The following is a 23,982-nucleotide window of genomic DNA, read 5'->3' as shown; positions in this document are numbered from 1 at the left end:
CCGCAGCGACAGGAGGCAACACCGTGGCCCACCGCACGCCCCCGCTCTCCGTGGAGGAGCTGAGCGCACTCGTCGCCGCAGGGGAGATCGACACCGTCGTGCTCGCCTTCACCGACATGCAGGGACGGCTCCAGGGCAAGCGGTTCGCCGCCCGCCACTTCCTCGACTCCGTCCTCGACCACGGCACCGAGGGGTGCAACTACCTCCTCGCCGTGGACGTCGACCTCAACACCGTCGACGGCTACGCCATGTCGTCCTGGGAACGCGGCTACGGCGACTTCGCGATGCACGGCGACCGCGCCACCTTGCGCCGCACCCCCTGGAACCCGGGCACCGCCCTGATCACCGCCGACCTCACCTGGCACGACGGCACGCCCGTCACCGCCTCGCCCCGGCAGATACTCCGCCGCCAGCTCGACCGCCTCGCCGAGCGCGGACTGCACGCCTTCGCCGGCACCGAGCTGGAGTTCCAGCTCTTCAAGGACACCTACGAGGACGCCTGGTCACGCGGCTACCGCGACATGACCCCCGCCAATCAGTACAACGGCGACTACTCCGTCCTCGGCACCGGCCGTGTCGAGCCCGTGCTGCGCCGCATCCGCAACGAGATGGGCGCCGCCGGGATGACCGTCGAGTCCGCCAAGGGCGAGTGCAATCTCGGCCAGCACGAGATCGTCTTCGTCTACGACGACGCCCTCACCACCTGCGACCAGCACGCCGTCTACAAGACCGGCGCCAAGGAGATCGCCGCCCAGGAGGGCATGGCGCTCACCTTCATGGCCAAGTACGACGAGCGCGAGGGCAACTCCTGCCACATCCACCTCTCGCTCCGCGACGACGACGGCGCCTCCGTCCTCGCCGACCCCGACGGCCCGCACGGCATGTCCGCGCTGATGCGCCACTTCCTCGCCGGACAGCTCGCCGCCCTGCGCGACTACACCCTCCTGTACGCCCCCAACATCAACTCCTACAAGCGCTACCGCCCCGGCTCCTTCGCCCCCACCGCCGTCGCCTGGGGCCCCGACAACCGCACCTGCGCCCTGCGCGTCGTCGGCCACGGCGCCGCCCTCCGCCTGGAGAACCGGCTGCCCGGCGGCGACGTCAACCCCTACCTCGCCGTCGCCGGGATGATCGCCGCCGGACTCCACGGCATCGACCGCGCGCTGGAACTGCCGGACGCCTGCACCGGCAACGCCTACGACGGCGACGCCGCCCACGTCCCCGCCACCCTCCGCGAGGCCGCCGACCTCTGGGAGCGCAGCGCCCTCGCCCGCGAGGCCTTCGGCGACGACGTCGTCGACCACTACCGCCACATGGCCCGCGTCGAACAGGACGCCTACGACGCGGCCGTCACGGACTGGGAGCGTTTCCGCTCCTTCGAGCGCATGTAAGGACTGCCCGTGCCGCACGAGCTGGACATCATCAACCCGGCGACCGAGGAGACGGTGGCGACCGTCCCCGTCACCTCCCCCGAGGAGGTCGACGCCGCGGTCCGGCGGGCCGCCGCCGCCCAGGAGAAATGGGCCGCCCTCGCCCCCGCCGACCGTGCCCGTCTGCTGCGCCGCTTCGCCGACACCGTCGACGCCCACCTCGACTCCCTCGCCCACCTCGAACTCCTGGAGGCCGGCCACCCGTTGGCCAACGCCACCTGGGAGGCGGGCAACGTCCGCGATCTGCTCCACTACGCCGCCGGGGGAGCGGAACGCCTGACGGGCAGCCAGATCCCGGTCGCCGGGGGCCTCGACGTCACCTTCCGCGAACCGCTCGGCGTCGTCGCCGTCATCGCCCCCTGGAACTTCCCGATGCCGATCGCCGCGTGGGGCGCCGCCCCCGCCCTCGCCGCCGGCAACGCCGTCCTCCTCAAGCCCGCCGAGACCACCCCGCTCACCGCCCTCCGCCTCGCCCGCCACGCCCTCGACGCCGGGCTGCCCGAAGGGCTCTTCCAGGTGCTGCCCGGCGAGGGGAAGGTCACCGGCGCCGCCCTCGTCGACCACCCGGGCGTCGCCAAGGTCGTCTTCACCGGCTCCACCGCCACCGGCCGCCACATCGCCGCCCGCTGCGCCGCGCAGACCAAACGCCTCACCCTCGAACTCGGCGGCAAGAGCCCCAACATCGTCTTCGCCGACGCCGACCTGGAGGCCGCCGCCGCGGCGGCCCCCGGCTCCTTCCTCGACAACACCGGCCAGGACTGCTGCGCCCGCAGCCGGATCCTCGTCCAACGCTCCGTCCACGACCGCTTCATGGAGCTGCTGGAGCCCGCCGTCAAGGCGTTCACCGCGGGTGACCCGGCCGACCCGGACACCCGCATGGGCCCGCTGATCTCCGCCGCCCAGCGCGAGCGCGTACGGTCCTACGTCCCCGAGGGCGCGCCCGTCGCCATCCGCGGCGAGGCCCCCGAGGGCAAGGGTTTCTGGTACCCGGCGACCGTCCTTGCGGGCCACCCCGGCGACCGCGCCGCCGTCGAGGAGATCTTCGGCCCGGTCGCCGTCGTCCTCCCTTTCGACGACGAGGCCGACGCCGTCCGCCTCGCCAACGCCACCGACTACGGCCTCTCCGGCTCCCTGTGGACCCGCGACATCGGCCGCGCCCTGCGCGTCTCGCGCGCCGTCGCCGCCGGGAACCTCTCCGTCAACTCCCACGCCAGCGTGCGCTACCAGACCCCGTTCGGCGGCTTCAAACAGTCCGGCATCGGCCGCGAACTGGGCCCCGACGCCCTCACCGCCTTCACCGAGACCAAGAACGTCTTCATCCACGTCGAGGAGAGCTCGTGACCGACCAGACCCCCGTCTGCCGCCGCCTGGTGGACCGCACCGCCGTCGTCACCGGAGCGGGCAGCGGCATCGGCCTGGCCACCGCCCGCCGTCTGGCCTCCGAAGGCGCCCACGTCGTCTGCGCCGACATCGACGAGGCGGCGGGCAAGGCCGCCGCCGAGGAGACCGGCGGCCTCTACGTCCAGGTCGACGTCACCGATTCCGATCAGGTCGAGGCGCTCTACCGCACCGCCTTCGAGACCTACGGCTCCGTCGACATCGCCTTCAACAACGCCGGGATCTCCCCGCCCGAGGACGACTCCATCCTCACCACCGGACTCGACGCCTGGAAGCGCGTCCAGGAGGTCAACCTCACCTCCGTCTACCTCTGCTGCAAGCACGCCCTGCCCTACATGCGGCGGCAGTTCGAGCAGACCGGGCGCGGCGGCTCCATCGTCAACACCGCCTCCTTCGTCGCCGTCCTCGGCGCCGCCACCTCCCAGATCAGCTACACCGCGTCCAAGGGCGGCGTCCTCGCGATGTCCCGCGAACTGGGCGTGCAGTTCGCCCGCGAGGGCATCCGCGTCAACGCCCTGTGCCCCGGGCCGGTCAACACCCCGCTGCTGAAGGAGCTGTTCGCCAAGGACCCCGAGCGCGCCGCGCGCCGCCTGGTCCACGTGCCCGTCGGCCGCTTCGCCGAACCGGAGGAGATCGCGGCCGCCGTCGCCTTCCTCGCCAGCGACGACTCCTCCTTCGTCAACGCCGCCGAGTTCCTGGTCGACGGCGGTATCGCCGGGGCCTATGTCACCCCGGTGTGAAGACTGGGTAAAGTCGCACGTCACGGCCGGGACCGGCGCCAGCAGGTGCCGGTCCCGACACGTTTCCCATCCGCACCGGACACCGGAGTCCCCCATGCGCAGATCCGCCTTGGCCCTGGGCCTGGCCACCGCCGCACTCCTCGCCGGCAGCGTCCCGGCGACCGCCGCGGCCCCCGCCCGCACCGAGCCGTCGCACGCCACCCGCTGCCCGCAGCTCTCCCGCGACCTGCCCTGGTACGGCGACAACCGCGCCAAGCTCCAGCGCACCATCGACACGCGCGGCACCTGCGAGAACCCGGGCCTCGCCCACGGCCACGGCCGCGCCCCCGTCGCCGCGTTCGACTGGGACAACACCATGACCAAGAACGACGTCACCGACGCGACGCTCAACTGGTCCCTGCTGAACGACAAGATCCTGCGGCCCGCCCACTGGCGCGACACCAGCAAGTGGATGACGCCCGCCGCCGACCGCGCGCTGACCGCCGCCTGCGGCACCGCCGTCCCCGTCGGCTCCCCGCTGCCCACCTCCACCGACGCCGACTGCGCCGACGAGATCCTCCAGATCCGCGCCGAGGCGAAGACGATGAGCGGGCAGGAAGCTTTCTCCGGCACCTGGAACCACCGCCGCACCGTCCCCGAATACGCCTGGGTGCCGCAGCTGTTCGCCGGCCACACCGAGGACGAGGTCCGCGCGTACGCCGCCGCCGGCCGCAAGGCCGCCCTCGCCGCCCCCGTCGGCGCCACCGTCAAGGTCGGCACCCACACGCTCCCCGCGTACGTGCGCTACTACGACCAGCAGAAGGACCTGGTCCGTACCCTGCGCAAGGCCGGGTTCGACGTCTACATCGTCTCGGCGGGCTCCAAGCCGGTCACCGAGGTGTGGTCCCGCTCCCTCGGCTTCGACCGCGCCCACACCATCGCCATCCGCAGCATCCTCGACGACGAGCGGAAGCTGACGTACCGGACGCAGGGCTGCGGCGACATGCCCGACTCCCAGGGTGACGCCATCCCCTACATCGACGGCAAGCGCTGCTGGATCAACCAGGAGATCTTCCACATCAAGGGCGCCGAGGCGTGGCGCAAGCAGGACCCCGCGCACCGCATCGCCCTCGGCGGCGGTGACGCCGACACCGACTCGACCTTCGTCGCCGACGCCACCGGCTCCCACCTGGTCATCAACCGCAACAAGACCGAGGTCATGTGCCGCGGTTACGACAACGCCGACGGCCGCTGGGTGATCAACCCGATGTTCATCGACCCGCTGCCCCGCAAGTCCGGCAGCTACCCCTGCGCCACCCAGGGCTACATCAACACCGACGGTGTCCTCGGCCCGCTGCGCCGCCCCGACACCACCGTCGTTCCCGACCAGAAGGACCGCATCCACGGCTGAACCACCGGCCGGACCGCACGGGGTTGTGCGCGCGGTCCGGCCACCGGGCTCCCACGGGGCCCGGCACCGGGGGAGCCCCGGGCCCGTCACGGCGCCCGGGGTTCCCCGCTTCCGTCACCTCACAGGAACGTGCGGCCCTCGCCCCGGTACGTCGCCACCGTCGCGACCACCCGGTCGCCGTCCACCAGCCGCAGCGCATCGAACCGTTCGCACAGTTCACCGGCCTTGGCGTGGCGGAACCACACCTTGTCGCCGAGCGCCAGCCGGTCGGCGGCCGCCCCCAGCAGCGGCGTCTGCACCTCGCCCGGTCCCTCCTGCGGGTCGTAGCGCAGCCCGGCCGGGAGGTACGGCTCCGGCAGCCGGTCGGTGCCCGCCGCCCCCGACGCCGGATAGCCGCCGCCCAGCACCGTCACCACACCGGGCCCGGGGCGGCGCACCACCGGCTGGGCGAAGAGCGCCGCCGGACGCCCCCGGAACGACCGGAAGTTGTCGAACAGCCGCGGGACGAACAGCCCGGACCCGGCCGCGATCTCGGTGACCGCCGCCTCCGCCGCGGTGTGCTGCACACTGCCGGTGCCGCCGCCGTTGACGAACTCCAGCCGCGGCGCCACCGCCCGCACCGCCCGCACCGCCTCCCAGCGCCGCGCCGCCAGCTCCTTGCGCGCCGCCGCCTGCATCATCCGCACCGTTCGCGAGAACACCGGCCGCCCCGCGACCTCGTCCCCGACGCCCGCCACATGCCCCTCGTACGCCATCAGCCCGACCAGCCGGAAGCCGGGGCGGCGCACCACCTCACCGGCGAGCGCGGCCAGTTGGGACGGTCGGCGCAGCGGCGACCGGCGGGTACCGATCCGCAGCGCGCCGCCGCCGATCCGGTACGAGGTGTCCAGCTCCAGGCAGACGCGTATCTCCGCGCCGCGGCCTGCGGGGCGGCAGGCGTCGATCAGGTCCAGCTGCGCCGGGTCGTCGACCATCACCGTCACCGCGGCGGCCGCCCGGGCGTCCGCCGTCAGCTCGGTGAGCGCGGCGCGGTCCGCCGTCGGGTACGCCAGCAGCACGTCACCGAAGCCCGAACGCGCCAGCCACAGCGATTCGTCGAGCGTGAAACTCATGATCCCCGCGAAGCCGTCCCGGGCCAGCACCCGCTCCAGCAGCGCCCGGCAGCGCACCGACTTGCTCGCGACCCGGATCGGCTTGCCCTTGGCGCGGCGCACCAGATCGTCGGCGTTCGCGTCGAAGGCGGCCAGATCGACGACGGCCAGCGGCGCGTCGATTCCGGCGGTCGCACGGTCGTAACGGGCTTTGTCGCCATACGCGACGGCGGGGTCCTGGGACATGGCGGCAGCCTGCCAGACCCCGCTACCGCTGGGTAGGGGCCGGGAACCCGGCGGACCGGCCACGGGGGTACGGGCCGGTCCACCGGAGACCGTAGAGTGTCCGGACGCCGTAACCAGCAGGTCAGCGGCGTTTTACGGGATATCGACCACCTTGCCCCGATTGCCGTGCGGGGGCGGGTGTGCGGCGCGAGGGGGGCGCGGGTGAGCACCGAGGCGGACTCTGCCGGAAAGCGGACACTCCCCCCGATACCCCCGCCCCCGTCCTACCCCCCGGCCAACCTGGAACGCGACACCGCGAGCCTGCCGGTGATCCGCCTCGACGCCCCGCCCGTGCCGGATACGCCGCCGCTGCCGCCCCGTCCGTCGGCGGACCCGGTGGCGGACGCGGGGGCCGAACCGGCCGCACCGCCCGCGAAGGGCCGGTCGCCGAAGGTGCGCGGCGGAAAGGTCCGGGCGGCGAAGGGCAGGCTGCTGAAGGGCCGTTCGGCGGGCGCCCGCCGCCGTGGGGGAGAGGCCGCCCCCGAGTCCCCGGCCCGGGCCTCCGGCCCGCGCGGCCGGGGCGACGAGTCGTCCCCGGAGGGCCCCCGCCGCCCCGGCGGAGACCCGGCGAAGGGCGGCCCGGCAGGCGTCTCCCGGACCCCGGCGGGCACCTCGCCGGTCTCCGCCGCGTCCCGCCGCGTCCCCGTCCCGCCCGCCGCGGCACTGGACGGCCCGGTCTCCGTCGCCCCGCCGCAGCCACCCCCCGGACGCGCCGTCTCCGCCCCGCCCGAACCGTCCCGCCCCGCCGCCGAACTGGACGGCCCCGCGCCGTCCGCGTCCTCACGATCCCTTCCGGAGGTACCCGTGGTGCGGGAGTCCACGACAGGACGGCCCGCGGGCGGGGACGGACCCGCTGCCGGGCCCACGCCGCCCGGGCCCGGGCGTTCGGCGGGACCTGCGGCGATGGGGGCGTCTGCTCCGGTGGGGGTGGGGGGCTCGGGGGCGGCCCCGGTGTCTGGATCGGCTGTGTCCGGTCCGCCCGCGTCGCCCGTCCCACCCGAGCCGGGTCCGTCCATGCCTTCCGGCTCGCCCACGCCGCCCACCCCGCCGCGGCCCCGGCCCTCCTCCCCGGGCTCCGCCCCCGCGCCCCCCGAGGAGGACGAGGCAACGGCCGTGCTGCGTCGGGCGCCCGCCGGGGACGGTGCCCAGAGGGCGGACGCCCCCAAGGCGACCTCCGCCTCGGTCTTCGAGCGCACCCCGGAGCCGGCCCCGGCTCCGGAGCAGGCGCCCGCCCCGCCGCGCACGCCGCCGGCCGCACCCGTGCGGACCTCGGCCTCGGCGACCCCGGCGCCGGACCCCGCGATCCCCGTCCGCGGACCGGGCGGCGCCCTCCCGCCCCCGCCGCGCCCGGCCGCGCCGCCCGTCGTGCCCCCGGTGGACACCGTCCCGAGCCCGGGGCGTGCGGGCGCCGCCGCGCGCCCCGCGAGCGCGCCCGGCGCACCGGCGCGTCCCACGGCACCGCCCGCCCCGGCCGCACCCCCGCGCCCGGCCGCCGCGCCTGCCGCCGTACCGGGCTTCCGGGACACCGCCGCCTACCACCTCGCCCGCAGCCAGGGCCTGTGGGCGCCCCGCGGCGGTGCCGGGCCCCGCGCCCGCGCCGCCACCCGGGGCCCGGGTGCCGGCCCGCCCCCGGGGCGCTCCGGCGGGCCGTTCCGGCCGCGTACCCCGCTGCCGCCGCAGGCCGCCGGGCCGCTGGGCCCGCCCCGTCCGCTGTCCGCGCCCCGCCGCCCGCTCTCCCGGGCGTTCGCCGCCGCGGCCTGCCTCGTGCTCGGCACCGGGCTCCTCTGCGGGGCGGTGGCCGGGAGCTGGCTCACCGAGGGCGCCGACACCCGTACCGCCGCCCAGATCGCGTACGACAACGGCCGCGACGCCTGGCACAACGCCCCCGTCGACGCTCTCTTCCCGCCGGTCGTCGACGGGATCGGCGCCGGGCCGGGCGGCTCCGACCGCCGCTGGACCCGTGTCGCCGTCGCCCCGGACCGCTCCTGCCCGGGCGCCGAGAACCCGGAGCTGACCAAGGCCCTCGCCCCGGCCGGATGCGTACGCCAGCTGCGCGCCACCTACCTCGACGCGACCCGCACCGACCTCGTCACCATCGGCGTCCGGACCGCCAGAGCCGACCAGGACACCATGAAGGCGCTGCGCCACCGCTTCGCCGCCAAGGGCCTCGCCGACGACGCGGACCTCATGCCCCGCACCTACGCCCCCGAGGGCACCCCGGCCGCCCCCTTCGGCGCCGACCAGCGCGCCAGCTGGACCGTGCGGGTGCTCACCGACATCCCCGTCGTCGTCTCCGCCGTCGCCGGGTTCGCCGACGGCCGCACCGTCACCACACCGCAGCCCGCCGCGGACGCCGTCCGGCCCGGCACCACCACCGTGGCCGCCGAAGCCGGGCTCGGCCACGACGCCAAGGGCCTCGCCGACCGCATCGAGGCCACCTTCCGCGCCGCGGCCGGCAGCACCACCCGCACCACGGAGGCATCCCCGTGACCCGAGCCCCGCTGCGCGCCGCCGCCCTGACCACGGTCCTGACCGCCGCCCTGGCGCCGCTGCTGACCGCCGCACCGGCCCGCGCCGACGGGATCCGCGCCCAGGAGTGGGCCCTGGAGGCCGTCCACGCCCAGGACGCCTGGCGCACCACCAAGGGCAAGGGCGTCACCGTCGCCGTCCTCGACACCGGTGTCGACGCCGACCACCCCGACCTGCGCGGCTCGGTCGCCCCCGAGAAGGACCTCATCGGCTTCGGCGCCGGCCCCGGCGACCCCCAATGGGCCGTCCACGGCACCGGCATGGCCGGGATCATCGCAGGTCACGGCCACGGCCCGGGGAAGGGTGACGGCGTGCTCGGCATCGCCCCGGAGTCCCGGATACTCCCGGTCCGGGTGATCCTGGAGGACGACGACCCGGCCCGGAAACGCGCCCGCGCCGAACGCGCCGGGGCCCTCGCCGACGGCATCCGCTACGCCGCCGACCACGGCGCCGACGTCATCAACCTCTCCCTGGGCGACGACAGCGCCTCCGCCCACCCCGAACCCCGCGAGGACGCCGCCGTCCAGTACGCGCTCGGCAAGGGCATACCCGTCGTCGCCTCCGCGGGCAACGGCGGCGAGGAGGGCAACCGCGCCTCGTACCCGGCCGCCTACCCGGGCGTCATCGCCGTCACCGCCGTCGACCGCTACGGCAGCCGTACGGACTTCTCCACCCGCCACTGGTACGCCACCGTCGCCGCCCCGGGCGACGAGGTCGCCACCGCCAACCCCGACCGCACCTACTACGAGGGGTGGGGCACCAGCCCGGCCGCCGCCTTCGTCTCCGGCTCCATCGCCCTCATCCGCGCCGCGCACCCCCGCCTGAGCCCCGCGCAGATCCGCCAGCTCCTCATGGACACCGCACAGGACCGCCCCGACGGCGGCCGGGACGACGACCGCGGCGCCGGCACCGTCGACCCCGCAGCCGCCCTCAAGGCCGCCGCCGACCTCGAACCGGCCGCCCAGAACCCGGTCCCCGCCACCCACACCGCACGCCACTTCGGCCCCGGCCGCACCGCCGAGGCCCACGGCACCGCCCCCGCGGGCTGGTTCCCCTGGACCGCCGCGGCCGCCGGCACCGCCCTCCTCGCCGCCGCCGCGGCCCTCTGGCGCGACCGCCACCCCACCCGCCTCTTCCGCTGACGGCCCGCGCTCCGCCCAGGCCGCAGGACCTCGTCCGGACGCCCGCAGTGATCATGCCCGGGCCCGATGCCCGCGCCCGCCCGGCCGCCATCCCGCCGGAGGTCTCCACGCCCGACGGCTCCACCGCGTACCTCGCCACCCAGGAATCGACCGGCGGCGCATTCGGGCTCCGCGGTGCGGCTCGCCCGCCGTGGACGAGAGGGCCCCGTGGCGACGGAAGGGCCCGGACCCGCCGGCGACGGCAGGCCCGGGCCCCTGCGGGTCACCCCGGATCCTTCCCCTACGACGCCGCGCCCGGCGCCCCCGAGGGCAGCGGTTCGACGCCCGTGATGCGGCGCGCCCGGTCCGGCTCGATGAGCACCATCACGCGCTGCTCACCCGGGAGCAGCCACTCGTACCCCGCCGCGCCGCGGTAGACGCGCGCCAGCTCGTCCATGTTCCGCTCCGCCTCCGGGCCCTCGACGAAGCGGACGGCGCGGCCGTGGATCTGCACCCGGTCGTACGGGTCGTCCGGGTCCGCGTGCGAGAGGCACACCCGCGGGTCGTGGCGGAGGTTGCGCTCCTTGATCCGCCCGACGGAGGTGTTGAACAGCAGCAGGTCCCCGGCGAGCCCCACCCACATGGGGCTCACATGCGGCGATCCGTCCGGGTTGACCGTGGCGACGTACCAGAAGGTCGGCGCCTCGATCCGGCGGCGGATGTCGTTCGGCAATTCGATCATGGAACCGATACTGCCCCCACCACGGCGGATACACCTCTCTCCGCCGTGCGTGGTGAGGACCACAGCGCCCGCGGGCCCCGCGGCACCCGCCCCCGGCCGCGCACCCCCGTGCCGCTAGGCTCGCCCCGTGGCGCAGAAGAACATCCCGGACCCCGGTTTCTCCGACGACGACGGCTCCGCCGACCCGGCCCTCGCGGCCGCGCTGGCCGCCTACGACCGCGACCGGAGCGCCGAACCGCAGCTCCTCGCGGCCCTCTCCGGCGCCCGCGTGCTGGTACCCGTCGTCGCCGTCCTCGGCGAGAGCGAGACCGGGCCCGACGGCCTGCGCCGCGAGAAGACCAGCGACATGGCCGTCCCCACCCTCCAGGCCCCCGACGGCCGCCGCGCGCTGCCCGCCTTCACCTCGATGGACACCCTCAAGCGCTGGCGCGCCGACGCCCGCCCGGTGGCGGTCCCGCTCCGCCAGGCGCTGCTGGCCGCCTCCCACGAGAAGGCCGACACCGTCGTCGTCGACCTCGCCGGGCCCGTCACCTACCAGCTCACCGGCCCCGCCCTGCGCGCCCTCGCCGAGGGCCGCCAGGACGCCGACCCGCGCACCGACCCGGCCGTCCTCGACGCGCTGCGCACCCTCCTCGCCGCCGAGCCCGCCGTCCGCATCGCCCACCTGGCCCCCTCGGCCGAAACCGATGCGACCCTCGCCCTCGGCCTCGCCGCCGACGCCTCCGCCGCCGACGTCGCCCACCGGTTGGCCCAGTCCCTCGCCACCGACGAGGAGCTGCGTGCCCGGCTGGTCCGCGGCCTCGACCTGGCCCTGCTGCCGCCCGGCGCGGAGCCGCCCGAGGAGCCCTTCTACCGCCGCTGACCCCGGCAGCCGGTACCTCCACCCGGCCCCGGGCCGCGCCCGCCCGACGGGCGCGCCGCTCTCCCCGGTCGCAGAATGCGAGGACAGCTCGGATCCACGCGAGGAGAGCACCTATGGAGACCACCGAGACCCGCACGGTCCTGTCCGAATTCCTCGGGACGCTGCTCCTGGTGTTCTTCGGCGTCGGCGCCGTGGTGCTGGCCGGTGAGTACATCGGAACCTTCGGCATCGCGCTGAGCTTCGGCTTCGTCATGCTGGCCATGGCCTACTCGCTCGGCCCGATCTCCGGCAGCCACATCAACCCGGCGGTGACCATGGGCATGCTGCTGGCCCGTCGCATCACCCTCCGGACGGCCGTGGAGTACTGGATCGCGCAGGTGCTGGGCGCCATCGTCGGCGCGGCGGTGCTCTTCCTGATCGCGAAGCAGATCCCGGGCCTGCGCACCAGCGAGTCCTTCGGCTCCAACGGCTGGGGCGACCGCTCCGCCGTGCATCTCAACACCGGCGGCGCCTTCGTCGCGGAGCTCGTGTTGACCTTCGCCTTCGTCTTCGTGGTGCTGTCCGTGACGCACAAGGTCGCGATCGTCGGCTTCGGCGGTCTGCCCATCGGCCTGGCGCTGGCCATGGTCCACCTCGTCGGCATCCCGCTCACCGGGACGTCGGTCAACCCCGCCCGCAGCATCGGCCCGGCGCTGTTCGCCGGCGGCGCCGCCATCACCCAGCTGTGGATGTTCATCGTCGCCCCGCTGATCGGCGGCGCACTCGCCGCGGTGGTGCACCGCTACACCCACCCGCCGTACGCCCCGGCCGTCGTCGCCGACGAGGTCGCCGCGGGCAAGCGGGAGAAGCCGGAGACGGCCTGACGGCGCCCCGTACGCACGACGGAGCCCCGGACCGCGCGGCGGTCCGGGGCTCCGTCGTGTGACATGCGCCGGGTCAGCCGTAGACCGGCCCGGTGAACTTCTCGCCCGGCCCCTGGCCCGGCTCGTCCGGGACGACCGACGCCTCGCGGAAGGCCAGCTGGAGCGACTTGAGGCCGTCGCGCAGCGGCGCCGCGTGGTACGAGCCGATCTCGGTGGCGCTCGCCGTCACCAGGCCCGCGAGTGCGTGGATCAGCTTCCGCGCCTCGTCGAGGTCCTTGTGGGCGTCGCCCTCCTCGGCGAGCCCGAGGTTGACCGCGGCGGAGCTCATCAGGTGCACGGCGACGGTGGTGATCACCTCGACCGCCGGGACGTCCGCGATGTCGCGGGTCATCGCGTCGAAGTCCGTCTCCGACGCGTCCGGGGCGTCGGGCTGCTGCGGGGTCTGGTCACTCATGTCGGGGCGCTTCGCTTCCTGCTGGAGGGGGATCGCGTCCAGCCTAAGACCCGTCCGCGCGGCTTCTGCCCCCGGCCGGGGCTCCGGTGACCGTGGGCTGTCCCCGGGCGTCGGCCGCCTTCCGCACGGATGTCCGCATCCGCCTGGGGCCCACCTCTTGACTCGTGTATTCTGGTGTTCCGACCGGCCGGACACCCAGGTGACCGGCCCACAAGTGGAGGCTCCGATCTCCCACCCGACCGACCTCAGGGTTGGCGGGTCAACGGTCCGGCTGCGCCCCGCGGAGACCTTCGCGGCGGTGTTCCTGAACCTTTCACGGAGCCCCGCCTGTGTCCCGTCCGGGGCGTTTTTTGATGTACCGGCGCGGTTGGTCACACCGAAACAGAACTGACGCGGCAGTCCGCCAGGCCGTCGCGTGGTGCTACCGAGGAGGATCCATCAGCGCCGAGCCCCGCATCAACGACCGGATTCGCGTCCCCGAGGTGCGACTCGTCGGTCCCAGCGGCGAGCAGGTCGGCATCGTGCCGCTTGCCAAGGCCCTGGAGCTTGCGCAGGAGTACGACCTCGACCTGGTCGAGGTGGCCGCGAACGCACGTCCGCCGGTCTGCAAGCTCATGGACTACGGAAAGTTCAAGTACGAGTCGGCCATGAAGGCCCGTGAGGCGCGCAAGAACCAGGCGCACACGGTCATCAAGGAGATGAAGCTCCGGCCGAAGATCGACCCGCACGACTACGACACCAAAAAGGGTCACGTCGTTCGGTTCCTCAAGCAGGGTGACAAGGTCAAGATCACGATCATGTTCCGTGGTCGCGAGCAGTCCCGCCCCGAGCTGGGCTTCCGGCTGCTGCAGCGGCTCGCGGCCGATGTGGAGGACCTCGGCTTCATCGAGTCGAACCCGAAGCAGGACGGCCGAAACATGATCATGGTCCTCGGTCCGCACAAGAAGAAGACCGAGGCGATGGCCGAGGCCCGTGAGGCGCAGGCCGCCCGCAAGGCGGAGCGCCAGGGCGGGGCCGCGGAGTCCCACGAGGAGCCCGCCGAGGCGTGATTCCCGGGCGCGCCCCGGAGATCGCGCCGGGGCACCCGCCCCGGACACAACCGATACATCTGACGCCCCCGTACGGCTCGGGCCGGTAGGGGGCGCCACTGACGAGGAGAGAACGGCGCATGCCGAAGAACAAGACGCACAGCGGGACCAGCAAGCGCTTCAAGGTCACCGGCTCCGGCAAGGTGCTGCGCGAGCGCGCCGGCAAGCGCCACCTGCTCGAGCACAAGTCGTCCCGCGTGACGCGTCGCCTCACCGGCAACGCCGAGATGGCCCCGGGCGACGCCAAGAAGATCAAGAAGCTTCTCGGCAAGTGAGTCGCCGCGCCCCGCTCCGTACGGGGCGCGCGACCAGGACCGGGACTAATCGAACCGGGCCGTGTGACGACCACCACGGCCCCGCTACAAGGAGTTAAGAAGTGGCACGCGTCAAGCGGGCGGTCAACGCCCACAAGAAGCGCCGGGCGATCCTGGAGCAGGCCAGCGGTTACCGCGGTCAGCGTTCGCGCCTGTACCGCAAGGCCAAGGAGCAGGTGACCCACTCCTTCGTCTACAACTACAACGACCGCAAGAAGCGCAAGGGCGACTTCCGTCAGCTGTGGATCCAGCGCATCAACGCCGCTGCCCGCGCCAACGGCATGACCTACAACCGCTTCATCCAGGGTCTGAAGGCCGCCTCCATCGAGGTCGACCGCAAGATCCTCGCGGACCTGGCCGTCAACGACGAGAACGCGTTCGCCGCGCTCGTCGAGGTCGCCCAGAAGGCGCTCCCGAGCGACGTCAACGCCCCGAAGGCCGCCTGAACACCGGCCTGACGACGTGACGAGCGGACCCGCAGGCACCGGCCTGCGGGTCCGCCGCCTTTTCACCGGACGCCCCCGCCTCTCCCCGCACCGAACCACAGAAGCGAGCCGCCGCCCATGGGCACCCCCGAGCTGATCTCCCCGCGGTCCCCGCGAGTCTCCGCCGCCCGGCGGCTGGCCCGCCGCGCCTTCCGGGCCAGGGAGCGCCGGTTCATCGCCGAGGGCCCGCAGGCCGTACGCGAGGCCATCGCGCACCGCACCGGCGGCGAGCCCACCCTCGTCGAGCTGTTCGCGACCGTCGAGGCGGCCGAGCGGCACGCCGAGATCGTCGCCGCCGCGCACGCCGCCGGCATCCGCGTCCACCACGCCGACGACCGCACCGTCGCCGACATCTCCCAGACGGTCACCCCGCAGGGCCTGGTCGGCGTCTGCCGCTTCCTGGACACACCGTTCGAGGACGTCCTCGCCGCCCGGCCGAAGCTGATCGCCGTCCTCGCGCACGTCCGCGACCCCGGCAACGCCGGTACGGTCCTGCGCTGCGCCGACGCCGCCGGGGCCGACGCGGTGGTCCTCACCGACGCCTCCGTCGACCTCTACAACCCCAAGTCCGTCCGCGCCTCGGTCGGCTCGCTCTTCCATCTGCCGGTCGCCGTCGGCGTCCCCGTCGAGCAGGTGATGGCCGGGCTGCACGGCGTCGGGGCGCGGCTGCTGGCCGCCGACGGCGCGGGCGACCGGGATCTCGACGCGGAGCTGGACGCCGGTTCCATGGGCGGCCCCACCGCCTGGGTCTTCGGCAACGAGGCGTGGGGCCTGCCGGAGGAGACCCGCGCCCTGGCCGACGCCGTCGTCCGGGTGCCCATCCACGGCAAGGCAGAGAGCCTCAACCTCGCCACCGCCGCCGCCGTCTGCCTCTACGCCTCGGCCCGCGCCCAGCGCACCGCCGGCGGCTGCCGCGCCGCCTCGTCCGCCTGACCCGTCCCGCCGGGTGTGCCCCGGCGGCGCAACCCCGAGCCGTCCGCCGGTGTTGTCAGTAGGGTGACGGGCCGGGGCCGGAGGGGGCTGGTGGGGATGGACACGAGGACATCGGACGACAGGGACGGGCGGCCGCCGGGCCGGGTGGCCGAAGAGGTGGGCGGGCCGGTGGTGGCGCCGGACGAACTGCCCGACGGGCTGGTCGTCGCCGACGCCGAGGCCACCGTCGTCTGCTTCAACGCCGCCGCCGCGAAGATCACCGGTATCCCCGCGGCCGACGCCCTCGGCCGCCCCCTGGACGAGGCGCTGCCGCTCCAGGACATGGAGGGCCGCCGCTGGTGGCGGCTGACCGACCCGTACGGCGGTCTCGCCATCCGGCGCGGGCAGCCCGAGCGCAATCTGCTGCTCGGCGGCCGCGAGGTGCTGGTCTCCGCCCGCTATCTCCGCGACGGCCGGTGCGGGCCGCTGCGCCGGCTGGTCGTCTCGCTGCGCGGCACCGAGGCCCGGCGGCGTACGGAGGTCAGCCACGCCGAGCTGATCGCGACCGTCGCCCATGAACTGCGCTCGCCGCTGACCTCCGTGAAGGGGTTCACCGCCACCCTGCTGCAGAAGTGGGAGCGGTTCACCGACGACCAGAAGCGGCTGATGCTGGAGACCGTCGACGCCGACGCGCACCGGGTCACCCGGCTCATCGCCGAGCTGCTGGACATCTCCCGCATCGACTCCGGGCGGCTGGAGGTGCGCCGCCAGCGGATCGACATGGTCGCGGCGGTGCGGCGGCACGTCCAGGCGCAGATCACCGCGGGGCGCGCCCCGGGCCGCTTCATGATCCGGGTGTGCGGGGCGCTGCCCGATCTGTGGGCCGACCCGGACAAGGTCGACCAGGTGCTGAGCAACCTGCTGGAAAATGCGGTGCGGCACGGCGAGGGAACCGTCACCATCGAGGTCGCGGCAGCCACGGTGACCAGCGGGGAGGGGACGGCGGTGACGGTCGGCGACGAGGGGGCGGGGATCCCCGAGGAGTCCATGGGCCGGGTCTTCACCCGCTTCTGGCGCGGCAGCAAACGCGGCGGTACCGGCCTCGGCCTCTACATCGTCAAGGGCATCGTCGAGGCACACGGCGGCGTCATCACCGTCGGCCGGGCCCCCGCGGGCGGCGCCGAGTTCCGCTTCGTGCTGCCCGCCGCCACTCCGGCCTTCATGGCCTGACCGCCCGGCGGCGGGCGCCCCCGCCCGGGGCTCGGACCGGCGTTGTCGGCCCGTCCCCTTAGACTTGCCCTTTGGCACCTTTGGCGCACAAGCATCGCGGGCACAGCGCGGGCTCGGCATCCGAAGTTTGTGATCGAAGAGGCGTGAAGCCAAGCCAGACCACCGGAAGCACGGGAAGAGATGTCCGCACCCAATAAGTCGTACGACCCTGTTGAGGTCGAAGCCCTGAAACCGGAAGAGATCGCCGCCCGGCTGGACGAGGCGCTGGCCGCCATCGCCGCCGCGGGCGACCTCGACGCGCTCGCCCAGGCGAAGATCGCGCACACCGGTGGCACCTCGCCGCTCGCCCTCGCCAACCGCGAGATCGGCGCCCTGCCCCCGCAGGCCAAGGCGGAGGCCGGCAAGCGCGTCGGCCAGGCCCGCGGCCGGGTGAACCAGGCGCTCAAGGCCCGCCAGGAGGAGCTGGAGGCGGAGCGTGACGCCCGCGTGCTGGTCGAGGAGGCGGTGGACGTCACCCTGCTGTACGACCGCACGCCCGCCGGCGCCCGTCACCCGCTGACCACCTTCATGGAGCGGGTCGCCGACGTCTTCGTCGCGATGGGCTACGAGGTCGCCGAGGGGCCCGAGGTCGAGGCGGAGTGGTTCAACTTCGACGCGCTCAACTTCGTGCCGGACCACCCCGCGCGCCAGATGCAGGACACCTTCTTCGTCCAGGGTGAGAACACCAAGGGCGATGAGTCCGGCGTCGTGCTGCGCACCCACACCTCGCCGGTCCAGGCCCGTACGCTGGTCGACCGCGAGCCGCCGGTCTACGTCGTCTGCCCCGGGCGGGTCTACCGCACCGACGAGCTGGACGCCACGCACTCCCCGGTCTTCCACCAGATCGAGCTGCTCGCCGTCGACGAGGGCCTGACCATGGCGGACCTCAAGGGCACCCTCGACCACATGGTCCAGGCGCTCTTCGGTCCGGACATGACCACCCGCCTGCGGCCCAACTACTTCCCGTTCACCGAGCCGTCCGCCGAGATGGACATGGTCTGCTACGTCTGCCGTGGCGCCTCCGTCGGCAACCCGGACCGCCCCTGCCGCACCTGCTCCAGCGAGGGCTGGATCGAGCTGGGCGGCTGCGGCATGGTCAACCCCCGGGTGCTGACCGCCTGCGGTGTGGACCCGGAGAAGTACAGCGGGTTCGCCTTCGGCTTCGGCATCGACCGGATGCTGATGTTCCGGCACAACGTGGAAGACATGCGCGACATGTTCGAGGGCGACGTCCGGTTCACCCGGCCGTTCGGGATGGAGATCTGAGATGCGTGTCCCGCTTTCCTGGCTGCGGGAGTACGTCGACCTGCCGGCGACCGAGACCGGCCGTGACGTACAGACCAAGCTCGTCGCCGTCGGCCTGGAGGTCGAGACGGTCGAGAAGCTCGGCGAGGGTCTGACCGGCCCGCTGGTGGTCGGCCAGGTGCTGACCATCGAGGAGCTGGAGGGCTTCAAGAAGCCGATCCGCTTCTGCACCGTCGACGTCGGCGACGCCAACGGCACCGGTGAGCCGCAGGAGATCGTCTGCGGCGCCCGCAACTTCGCCGTCGGCGACAAGGTCGTCGTGGTCCTGCCCGGCGCCGTCCTCCCCGGCGACTTCAAGATCTCCGCGCGCAAGACGTACGGCAAGAAGTCGCACGGCATGATCTGCTCCGGCGACGAGCTGGGCATGGGCGACGACGGCAGCGGCGGCATCATCGTGCTGCCCCCGGAGTCCGAGGTCGGCGCCGACGCCATCGAGCTGCTCCAGCTCGTCGACGAGGTGCTGGACATCGCGGTCACCCCCGACCGCGGTTACTGCCTCTCGCTGCGCGGCGTCGCCCGCGAGACCGCCACCGCGTACGGCCTGCCGCTGCGCGACCCGGCGCTGCTCGACGTCCCGCCGCCGAACTCCGGCGGCTACGCCGTGAAGGTCTCCGACCCGATCGGCTGCGGCCGCTTCACCGCCCGTACGGTCAGCGGTCTCAACCCCGAGGCGCGCTCGCCGATCTGGCTCCAGCGGCGGCTGCAGAAGGCCGGGATGCGCCCGGTCTCGCTCGCCGTGGACATCACCAACTACGTGATGCTGGAGCTGGGCCAGCCGCTGCACGCCTACGACCGGGCCACCCTCCAGGGCCCGATCGGCGTCCGCCGCGCCACCGGCGGCGAGGAGATCACCACCCTCGACGGCGTCAAGCGCGTGCTGGACACCGAGGACCTGGTCATCACCGACGACCGCGGTCCGATCGGCCTGGCCGGTGTCATGGGCGGCGCCAACACCGAGATCGCCCGGGGCGTCAGCGACCCGGAGACCGGTGAGGTGCGCGGCACCACCGACGTGGTGATCGAGGCGGCGCACTTCGACGCGCTCTCCATCGCCCGTACGGCCCGGCGCCACAAGCTGTCGTCCGAGGCGTCGCGCCGCTTCGAGCGCGGTGTGGACCCGCAGGCGTCGTCCGCCGCCGCGCAGCGCACCGTCGACCTGCTGGTGCTGCTGGCCGGCGGCACCGCCGAGCCGGGTGTCACCGAGGTCGTCTCGCCCAGCGCCCCGCGCACCCTCACCATCCCCGCCTCGCACCCCGACAAGGTCGCCGGTGTCGAGTACGGCCGGGAGACCGTCGTCCGCCGCCTCCAGCAGGTCGGCTGCGACGTCTACGGTCAGGACGAGCTGGTCGTCACCGTGCCGTCCTGGCGGCCGGACCTCACCGACCCCAACGACCTCGCCGAAGAGGTCATCCGGCTGGAGGGGTACGAGAACCTCCCCGCCACGCTCCCGCTGCCGCCCGCCGGCCGCGGGCTGACCGAGCGGCAGCGGCTGCACCGCCGCGTCGGCCGGGCGCTGGCCGGTGCCGGGTACACCGAGGCGCTGAACTACCCGTTCCTGGGCGCGGCCGTCCTCGACCAGCTCGGTATCGAGCCGGGCGATGCGCGCCGCAGCACCGTCACGCTCGTCAACCCGCTCTCCGACGAGGAGCCCGATCTGCGCACGACGCTGATCCCGGGCCTCCTCGGCGCGCTGCGGCGGAACGACGGCCGGGGCACGCACGACCTCGCGCTCTTCGAGACCGGCCAGGTCTTCCTGCCGACCGGTGACGAGAAGCCCGCGGTCCGGCTGCCCGTGGACCGCCGTCCGACCGACGAGGAGATCGCGGAGCTGAACGCCGCGCTCCCGGCGCAGCCGCGCCGCGCCGCCGTGGTGCTGGCCGGCGCCCGCGAGCAGGCCGGCTGGTGGGGCAAGGGCCACCCGGCGACATGGGCGGACGCCGTCGAGGCGGGCCGTACCGTCGCGCGGGAGGCCGGTGTCGAGCTGATCGTCCGTCAGGACCAGCTGGCGCCGTGGCACCCGGGCCGCTGTGCCGCGCTCGTGGTGACCGTCGACGGCGCGGAGGAGGTCGTCGGCCACGCCGGTGAGCTGCACCCGCGCGTCATCAAGGCGCTGGGTCTGCCGGAGCGCACCTGCGCGATGGAGATCGACCTGGACCGCGTCGAGGCCGCCGCCGACGGCCCGCTGCGCGCGCCGCGGATCTCGTCGTTCCCGGTGGCCACGCAGGACGTCGCGCTCATCGTCGACGCCTCGGTCCCGGCCGCCGCCGTGGAGGCCGCGCTGCGCTCCGGCGCGGGCGAGCTCCTGGAGTCGCTGCGGCTGTTCGACGTCTTCAGCGGCGAGCAGGTGGGCGCCGGGAAGAAGTCGCTGGCGTACGCGCTGCGCTTCCGCGCCGCCGACCGCACGCTGACCGCCGAGGAGGCGTCGGCCGCCCGTGACGCGGCGGTCGCGGCCGCCGCCGAGCACACCGGGGCGGTGCTGCGAGGCTGACGGCGGACCGTGCCGTTGACGGCACGGGGCACACGAAGGAGTGAGGGCGCGACCGGCACCGCCGCCGGTCGCGCCCTCGCCTTTTCCGGGGGTGCGCGCCACCCCTCCGCAGGGCCGTCCGCAGGGCTCTGAAAGGCCCGGACGAGGCGACGACACCTCCCGCGCGACAGGCGGTGTACCGGTTCTTCAGCCACCCCGCGCCACCCCCTCCCGAACGCCCCGCGGACCCCGGCGGGGCGCATCCGCGCAGGTCCGGGTGCGCCCTTGTACGCACCCCGTACCACCTCACCCGATGGAGTGATACAGATGCGCACCGTGGGGGTCCGGGCACGTAACGTCGACACAATCGTTGCGGCCGATACGGCCCGCCGTCCGCAGGGCAGGGGCGGCTCGACCGCCGCGCAGCCCGCTGTGGAAACCACAGGCAAGGGGGACCATCGGCATGATCCGTAGTCGCGTGAGCGACGGAGCGCGCGCCGACGTCACACGCACCCGGTGGACCTTCGTCCTCGCCCTGCCCGGCCTGTGGGTGTTCGCCGTGCTGGCCTGGGAGCTGTCCTGGCCCAGCAGCGGACAGCTGCTCCAACTGCTCGCCGCCGCCCCGGCGATCGCCTGCGCGGGCACCGGCCGCCGGCTCTGCGTGGTGATGGGCGGCCTCTGCGCCCTCCTCGCGCTCGTACCGTTCGACGGCGCCCCGCCGATCGGCCCGGGCCTGCCCGCCCGTGCCGTCAACTGCGCCGCGATCCTCACGGTGGTGTGTGCCAGCTATCTGACGGCCGGGCGGCGGCTGCGACTGGTGCGGGAGCTGGTCCGCGTCCGGGAGGTGGCGGCCACCGCACAGCGGGCGCTGCTGCCCCCGCTGCCGCCCCGCATCGGCACGGTCGCCCCCGCCGCCCTCCACCTCTCCGCCGACGAGGGCGCCTCGATGGGCGGCGACCTCTACGACGTGGTGGCCACCCGGTACGGCGTACGGGCCGTCATCGGCGATGTGCGCGGCCACGGGCTGGCGGCCCTCGCCACGGTCGCCGCGATGCTCGGCTGCTTCCGCGAGGCCGCCCACGACGAGGCCGAACTGAGCGGACTGCTGCGGCGGTTGGAGCGTGCGCACGCCCGTCATCTGGCCGGGCGCGACCCGGTCCCGCATGCCGCCCCGCTCGGCCCGGACGCCGAGGAGTTCGTGACGATCCTGCTGCTGGAGATCGCGCCGGACGGCACGGCCCGGGCGCTCAACTGCGGTCACCCGTGGCCGTACCGCGTCGCGCCCGGTGTGGTGGAGCCCGTCGTCCGCGCGGAACCGCTGCCGCCGCTCGGCCTGTTCCCGCTGCCCTGCGCACTGGAGACGACGGAGTGCGGGCGGCTGACGCCGGGGGAGGGGCTGCTGCTCTACACCGACGGCGCGCATGACGCACGGGGCGTGGACGGCGGGTTCTTCCCGCTGGTCGAAACGGTGCGGCAGTTCGCCGGGGCGCGGGCGGACGCGGTGGTCGGCGGCGTCCACGACGCCCTGGTACGGCACGCCCGCGGGCAGCTCACCGACGATGTGGCGCTGGTGATGCTGAGCGCCGCACCGCCGCGCACCCCCGGCCCGGCGCCCTCGGGCCCCGGCCGCCCGGCGGCCCGCGTCGAGGAGCCCGCACGTCCGCGGACGCAGGCCCCCGGCCCCCGGCGTCCGGCCCTGGTGCGCGGGCCGGGCGAGTGGCGGCATTCCGCCGCCGCCCCGCGTACGGCCGGTGACGAGGCGTCTTCACACCCCGTGTGAGCCGCTGTTCACTAGCCTGGACGTACGGAGTCTGTACGGCGACGAGGTCGGAGCCAGCGGCCCGTGGGCGGGCCCGGCGCACCGGGAGGCCGGTTTATGGAGCCCAACACCCTGCTCGACGCGATCCTCGACGAGGCGGGCATCTCGCACGCCGGCCTCGCGGCACGTATCAATCAACTCGGCCGCCACCGCGGCCTGGCACTGCGCTACGAACACACCGCGGTGGCCCGCTGGCTCAAGGGCCAGCGCCCGCGCGGCCAGGTGCCCGATCTGATCTGCGAAATCCTCGCGGCGCGGCTGCACCGCCCGGTCGGCCTGGACGACATCGGCCTCGGCCGCCCCGGGGCGCGCCGCTCCGCCACCACCCCGCTCTCCGGCTTCGTCGAACGCGCCACCGCCCTGTGGCGCTCCGACGAACAGCAGCGCGCCCACGTCGTCGACGCCCCGGCGCTCACCGGCACCTCGGCGGTCATGCCCGTATGGGAGTGGGAGAACCCGCCCGAGGACTCCGACGTCTCGCGGGACGGGCAGGCGCGGGTCGGGATGGCCGACATCGAGATGCTGCGCTCGGCCCGTACCCACTACGAGCATCTGTACCGCAAGGCCGGCGGGGTGGCGACGCGGTCGCGGATCGTGGGGTTCCTCAACACCGAGGCGGCGCCGCTGCTGCGCGGTGCCTACAGCGATGCGACCGGCCGTCAGCTGCACCGCGCGACGGGCGGGCTGGTCGCCGTCGCGGGGATCTGCGCCTACGACTCGGACGCGCTCGGCCTCGCGCAGCGCTACTTCCACCAGGCGCTGCGGCTGGCCAAGGCGAGCGGCGACCGGGGGCTCGGCGCGTACATCATCGCGCTGCTGGTCAACCAGTCGCTGTTCTCGCGCGAGTACCGCCAGGCGGTGGCGTTCGCGGAGGCGGCGCTGCGGACCGCGGGCCCGCAGCTCACCCCGGCGCTCGCCGCCGACCTCTACGCGATGCAGGCCAAGTCCTACGCCCGGCTCGGCGACGGCGCGGGCGCGCTCGCCTGCATCCGGCAGGCGGAGGCGGCGGCCGAGCGCATCCGGCCGGGCCTGGAGCCGGCCGAGACCGGCTACGTCCAGCCGGGTCTGGTGAACGTCCAGGTCGCGGAGGCGCTGCTGAGCCTCGGCGATCTGCGGGCCGCCCGGGAGCAGGCGGATGCCGCCGTGGACACTCCCGCACACGACCGGGGCCGGGTCCACCGGCTGGCGATGCTCACCCACATCGAGCTGCGCCAGGGTGACGCGGACCGGGCCGCGGCCAACGCGGCGCAGATGACCGAGCGGGCCAGGGGCGTGGAGTCCCAGCGCTTACGGGACCGGCTGCGGGCGGTACGCGAACATCTGGCGGAGACCGGTAGCTCCGCGACCGACGCGGCGGCCGATCTCATCGACGAGGTGCTGCGCATACCGCTGTAGGTCGATCCGCACCGGGCCCGTGT

Annotated in this window: 20 protein-coding genes; 17 read left to right on the top strand and 3 right to left on the bottom strand. The window is 74.4% G+C overall.

Annotation, left to right across the window (positions count from 1 at the left end):
* The first annotated feature begins 23 nt into the window (after positions 1-23).
* The 4 genes from ACZ4U4_RS16395 to ACZ4U4_RS16380 all read left to right on the top strand — a co-directional run bounded on the left by ACZ4U4_RS16395 (position 24) and on the right by ACZ4U4_RS16380 (position 4,958).
* Positions 24-1,391 carry a glutamine synthetase family protein gene (locus ACZ4U4_RS16395; RefSeq protein WP_467874182.1) on the top strand — a complete coding sequence of 456 codons (1,368 nt, stop codon included), beginning with the start codon at positions 24-26 and terminating at the stop codon, positions 1,389-1,391.
* A gap of 9 nt (positions 1,392-1,400) precedes the next feature.
* Positions 1,401-2,771, top strand: a complete 1,371-nt coding sequence (locus tag ACZ4U4_RS16390; RefSeq protein WP_467874179.1) for an aldehyde dehydrogenase family protein — start codon at positions 1,401-1,403, stop codon at positions 2,769-2,771.
* Positions 2,768-3,568, top strand: coding sequence for a 3-oxoacyl-ACP reductase (locus ACZ4U4_RS16385; protein WP_467874176.1), 801 nt, complete (start codon positions 2,768-2,770; stop codon positions 3,566-3,568). The genes ACZ4U4_RS16390 and ACZ4U4_RS16385 overlap by 4 nt, the downstream gene beginning before the upstream one ends.
* 94 nt (positions 3,569-3,662) lie before the next feature.
* Entirely contained in the window at positions 3,663-4,958 is a 1,296-nt protein-coding gene (locus ACZ4U4_RS16380; protein ID WP_467874173.1) for an HAD family hydrolase, read from the top strand.
* Positions 4,959-5,077: 119 nt separating this feature from the next.
* Here ACZ4U4_RS16380 and ACZ4U4_RS16375 read toward each other — a convergent pair whose 3' ends face one another.
* Positions 5,078-6,295 carry an amino acid deaminase/aldolase gene (locus tag ACZ4U4_RS16375; RefSeq protein WP_467874170.1) on the bottom strand — a complete coding sequence of 406 codons (1,218 nt, stop codon included), beginning with the start codon at positions 6,293-6,295 and terminating at the stop codon, positions 5,078-5,080.
* A 1,152-nt stretch (positions 6,296-7,447) separates the two neighbouring features.
* On the opposite strand from ACZ4U4_RS16375, the gene ACZ4U4_RS16370 reads away from it, so the two are divergent.
* A complete protein-coding gene (locus ACZ4U4_RS16370) occupies positions 7,448-8,824 on the top strand; it encodes a hypothetical protein (protein ID WP_467874168.1) in 1,377 nt (458 codons plus the stop codon).
* On the top strand, positions 8,821-10,005 hold the full coding sequence (mycP, locus tag ACZ4U4_RS16365) for a type VII secretion-associated serine protease mycosin (protein ID WP_467874166.1): 1,185 nt from the start codon (positions 8,821-8,823) through the stop codon (positions 10,003-10,005). Before ACZ4U4_RS16370 ends, mycP begins: the two co-directional genes overlap by 4 nt.
* A 280-nt stretch (positions 10,006-10,285) precedes the next feature.
* Here the strand turns inward: mycP and ACZ4U4_RS16360 are convergent, their stop codons facing one another.
* A complete protein-coding gene (locus tag ACZ4U4_RS16360; RefSeq protein WP_467874163.1) occupies positions 10,286-10,726 on the bottom strand; it encodes a PPOX class F420-dependent oxidoreductase in 441 nt (146 codons plus the stop codon).
* A gap of 127 nt (positions 10,727-10,853) precedes the next feature.
* On the opposite strand from ACZ4U4_RS16360, the gene ACZ4U4_RS16355 reads away from it, so the two are divergent.
* Both ACZ4U4_RS16355 and ACZ4U4_RS16350 read left to right on the top strand, forming a co-directional pair.
* The gene (locus ACZ4U4_RS16355) at positions 10,854-11,588 is read left to right on the top strand and encodes an SseB family protein (RefSeq protein WP_467874161.1); all 735 of its coding nucleotides are present in this window, start codon (positions 10,854-10,856) and stop codon (positions 11,586-11,588) included.
* A 113-nt stretch (positions 11,589-11,701) separates the two neighbouring features.
* Positions 11,702-12,451, top strand: a complete 750-nt coding sequence (locus tag ACZ4U4_RS16350; RefSeq protein WP_467874158.1) for an MIP family channel protein — start codon at positions 11,702-11,704, stop codon at positions 12,449-12,451.
* Between the two features lie 73 nt (positions 12,452-12,524).
* On the opposite strand, the gene ACZ4U4_RS16345 is transcribed toward ACZ4U4_RS16350, so the two are convergent.
* Entirely contained in the window at positions 12,525-12,905 is a 381-nt protein-coding gene (locus ACZ4U4_RS16345) for a DUF1844 domain-containing protein (RefSeq protein ID WP_391641798.1), read from the bottom strand.
* A 353-nt stretch (positions 12,906-13,258) separates the two neighbouring features.
* Here ACZ4U4_RS16345 and infC point away from each other — a divergent pair, with 353 nt between their 5' ends.
* From infC to ACZ4U4_RS16300, 9 genes are all read left to right on the top strand, one after another.
* On the top strand, positions 13,259-13,954 hold the full coding sequence (infC, locus tag ACZ4U4_RS16340) for a translation initiation factor IF-3 (RefSeq protein ID WP_467874155.1): 696 nt from the start codon (positions 13,259-13,261) through the stop codon (positions 13,952-13,954).
* Positions 13,955-14,073: 119 nt separating this feature from the next.
* On the top strand, positions 14,074-14,268 hold the full coding sequence (gene rpmI / locus ACZ4U4_RS16335; RefSeq protein ID WP_030278317.1) for a 50S ribosomal protein L35: 195 nt from the start codon (positions 14,074-14,076) through the stop codon (positions 14,266-14,268).
* 101 nt (positions 14,269-14,369) lie between these two features.
* Entirely contained in the window at positions 14,370-14,753 is a 384-nt protein-coding gene (rplT, locus tag ACZ4U4_RS16330) for a 50S ribosomal protein L20 (RefSeq protein WP_030278319.1), read from the top strand.
* A 117-nt stretch (positions 14,754-14,870) separates the two neighbouring features.
* Positions 14,871-15,725, top strand: a complete 855-nt coding sequence (locus tag ACZ4U4_RS16325; protein ID WP_467874152.1) for a TrmH family RNA methyltransferase — start codon at positions 14,871-14,873, stop codon at positions 15,723-15,725.
* A 96-nt stretch (positions 15,726-15,821) separates the two neighbouring features.
* Positions 15,822-16,934: a sensor histidine kinase gene (locus ACZ4U4_RS16320; protein WP_467874151.1), complete on the top strand. Its 1,113-nt coding sequence runs from the start codon at positions 15,822-15,824 to the stop codon at positions 16,932-16,934.
* A 180-nt stretch (positions 16,935-17,114) separates the two neighbouring features.
* Complete coding sequence (gene pheS / locus ACZ4U4_RS16315) at positions 17,115-18,239, top strand: phenylalanine--tRNA ligase subunit alpha (RefSeq protein ID WP_467874149.1); 1,125 nt, start codon at positions 17,115-17,117, stop codon at positions 18,237-18,239.
* A gap of 1 nt (position 18,240) precedes the next feature.
* Positions 18,241-20,766 carry a phenylalanine--tRNA ligase subunit beta gene (pheT, locus tag ACZ4U4_RS16310; RefSeq protein WP_467874147.1) on the top strand — a complete coding sequence of 842 codons (2,526 nt, stop codon included), beginning with the start codon at positions 18,241-18,243 and terminating at the stop codon, positions 20,764-20,766.
* A gap of 457 nt (positions 20,767-21,223) precedes the next feature.
* Entirely contained in the window at positions 21,224-22,525 is a 1,302-nt protein-coding gene (locus ACZ4U4_RS16305; RefSeq protein ID WP_467874145.1) for a PP2C family protein-serine/threonine phosphatase, read from the top strand.
* Between the two features lie 96 nt (positions 22,526-22,621).
* Positions 22,622-23,959, top strand: coding sequence for a transcriptional regulator (locus ACZ4U4_RS16300; RefSeq protein ID WP_467874142.1), 1,338 nt, complete (start codon positions 22,622-22,624; stop codon positions 23,957-23,959).
* The last annotated feature ends 23 nt before the right edge of the window (positions 23,960-23,982 follow it).

This window comes from Streptomyces sp. NPDC029159 (genome assembly GCF_055564055.1).
The sequence above is the reverse complement of the archived record's forward strand: the minus strand, read 5'-3'. Positions and strand labels throughout refer to the sequence as shown.

Excerpts from the sequence above, each read along its gene's own strand:
- ACZ4U4_RS16380 (WP_467874173.1), top strand. The coding sequence starts at position 3,663 with ATGCGCAGATCCGCCTTGGCCCTGGGCCTGGCCACCGCCGCACTCCTC.
- ACZ4U4_RS16375 (WP_467874170.1), bottom strand. The coding sequence starts at position 6,295 with ATGTCCCAGGACCCCGCCGTCGCGTATGGCGACAAAGCCCGTTACGAC.
- ACZ4U4_RS16360 (WP_467874163.1), bottom strand. The coding sequence starts at position 10,726 with ATGATCGAATTGCCGAACGACATCCGCCGCCGGATCGAGGCGCCGACC.
- ACZ4U4_RS16350 (WP_467874158.1), top strand. The coding sequence starts at position 11,702 with ATGGAGACCACCGAGACCCGCACGGTCCTGTCCGAATTCCTCGGGACG.
- ACZ4U4_RS16345 (WP_391641798.1), bottom strand. The coding sequence starts at position 12,905 with ATGAGTGACCAGACCCCGCAGCAGCCCGACGCCCCGGACGCGTCGGAG.
- infC (WP_467874155.1), top strand. The coding sequence starts at position 13,259 with ATGTACCGGCGCGGTTGGTCACACCGAAACAGAACTGACGCGGCAGTC.
- rpmI (WP_030278317.1), top strand. The coding sequence starts at position 14,074 with ATGCCGAAGAACAAGACGCACAGCGGGACCAGCAAGCGCTTCAAGGTC.
- ACZ4U4_RS16325 (WP_467874152.1), top strand. The coding sequence starts at position 14,871 with ATGGGCACCCCCGAGCTGATCTCCCCGCGGTCCCCGCGAGTCTCCGCC.
- ACZ4U4_RS16320 (WP_467874151.1), top strand. The coding sequence starts at position 15,822 with ATGGACACGAGGACATCGGACGACAGGGACGGGCGGCCGCCGGGCCGG.
- pheS (WP_467874149.1), top strand. The coding sequence starts at position 17,115 with ATGTCCGCACCCAATAAGTCGTACGACCCTGTTGAGGTCGAAGCCCTG.
- pheT (WP_467874147.1), top strand. The coding sequence starts at position 18,241 with ATGCGTGTCCCGCTTTCCTGGCTGCGGGAGTACGTCGACCTGCCGGCG.
- ACZ4U4_RS16300 (WP_467874142.1), top strand. The coding sequence starts at position 22,622 with ATGGAGCCCAACACCCTGCTCGACGCGATCCTCGACGAGGCGGGCATC.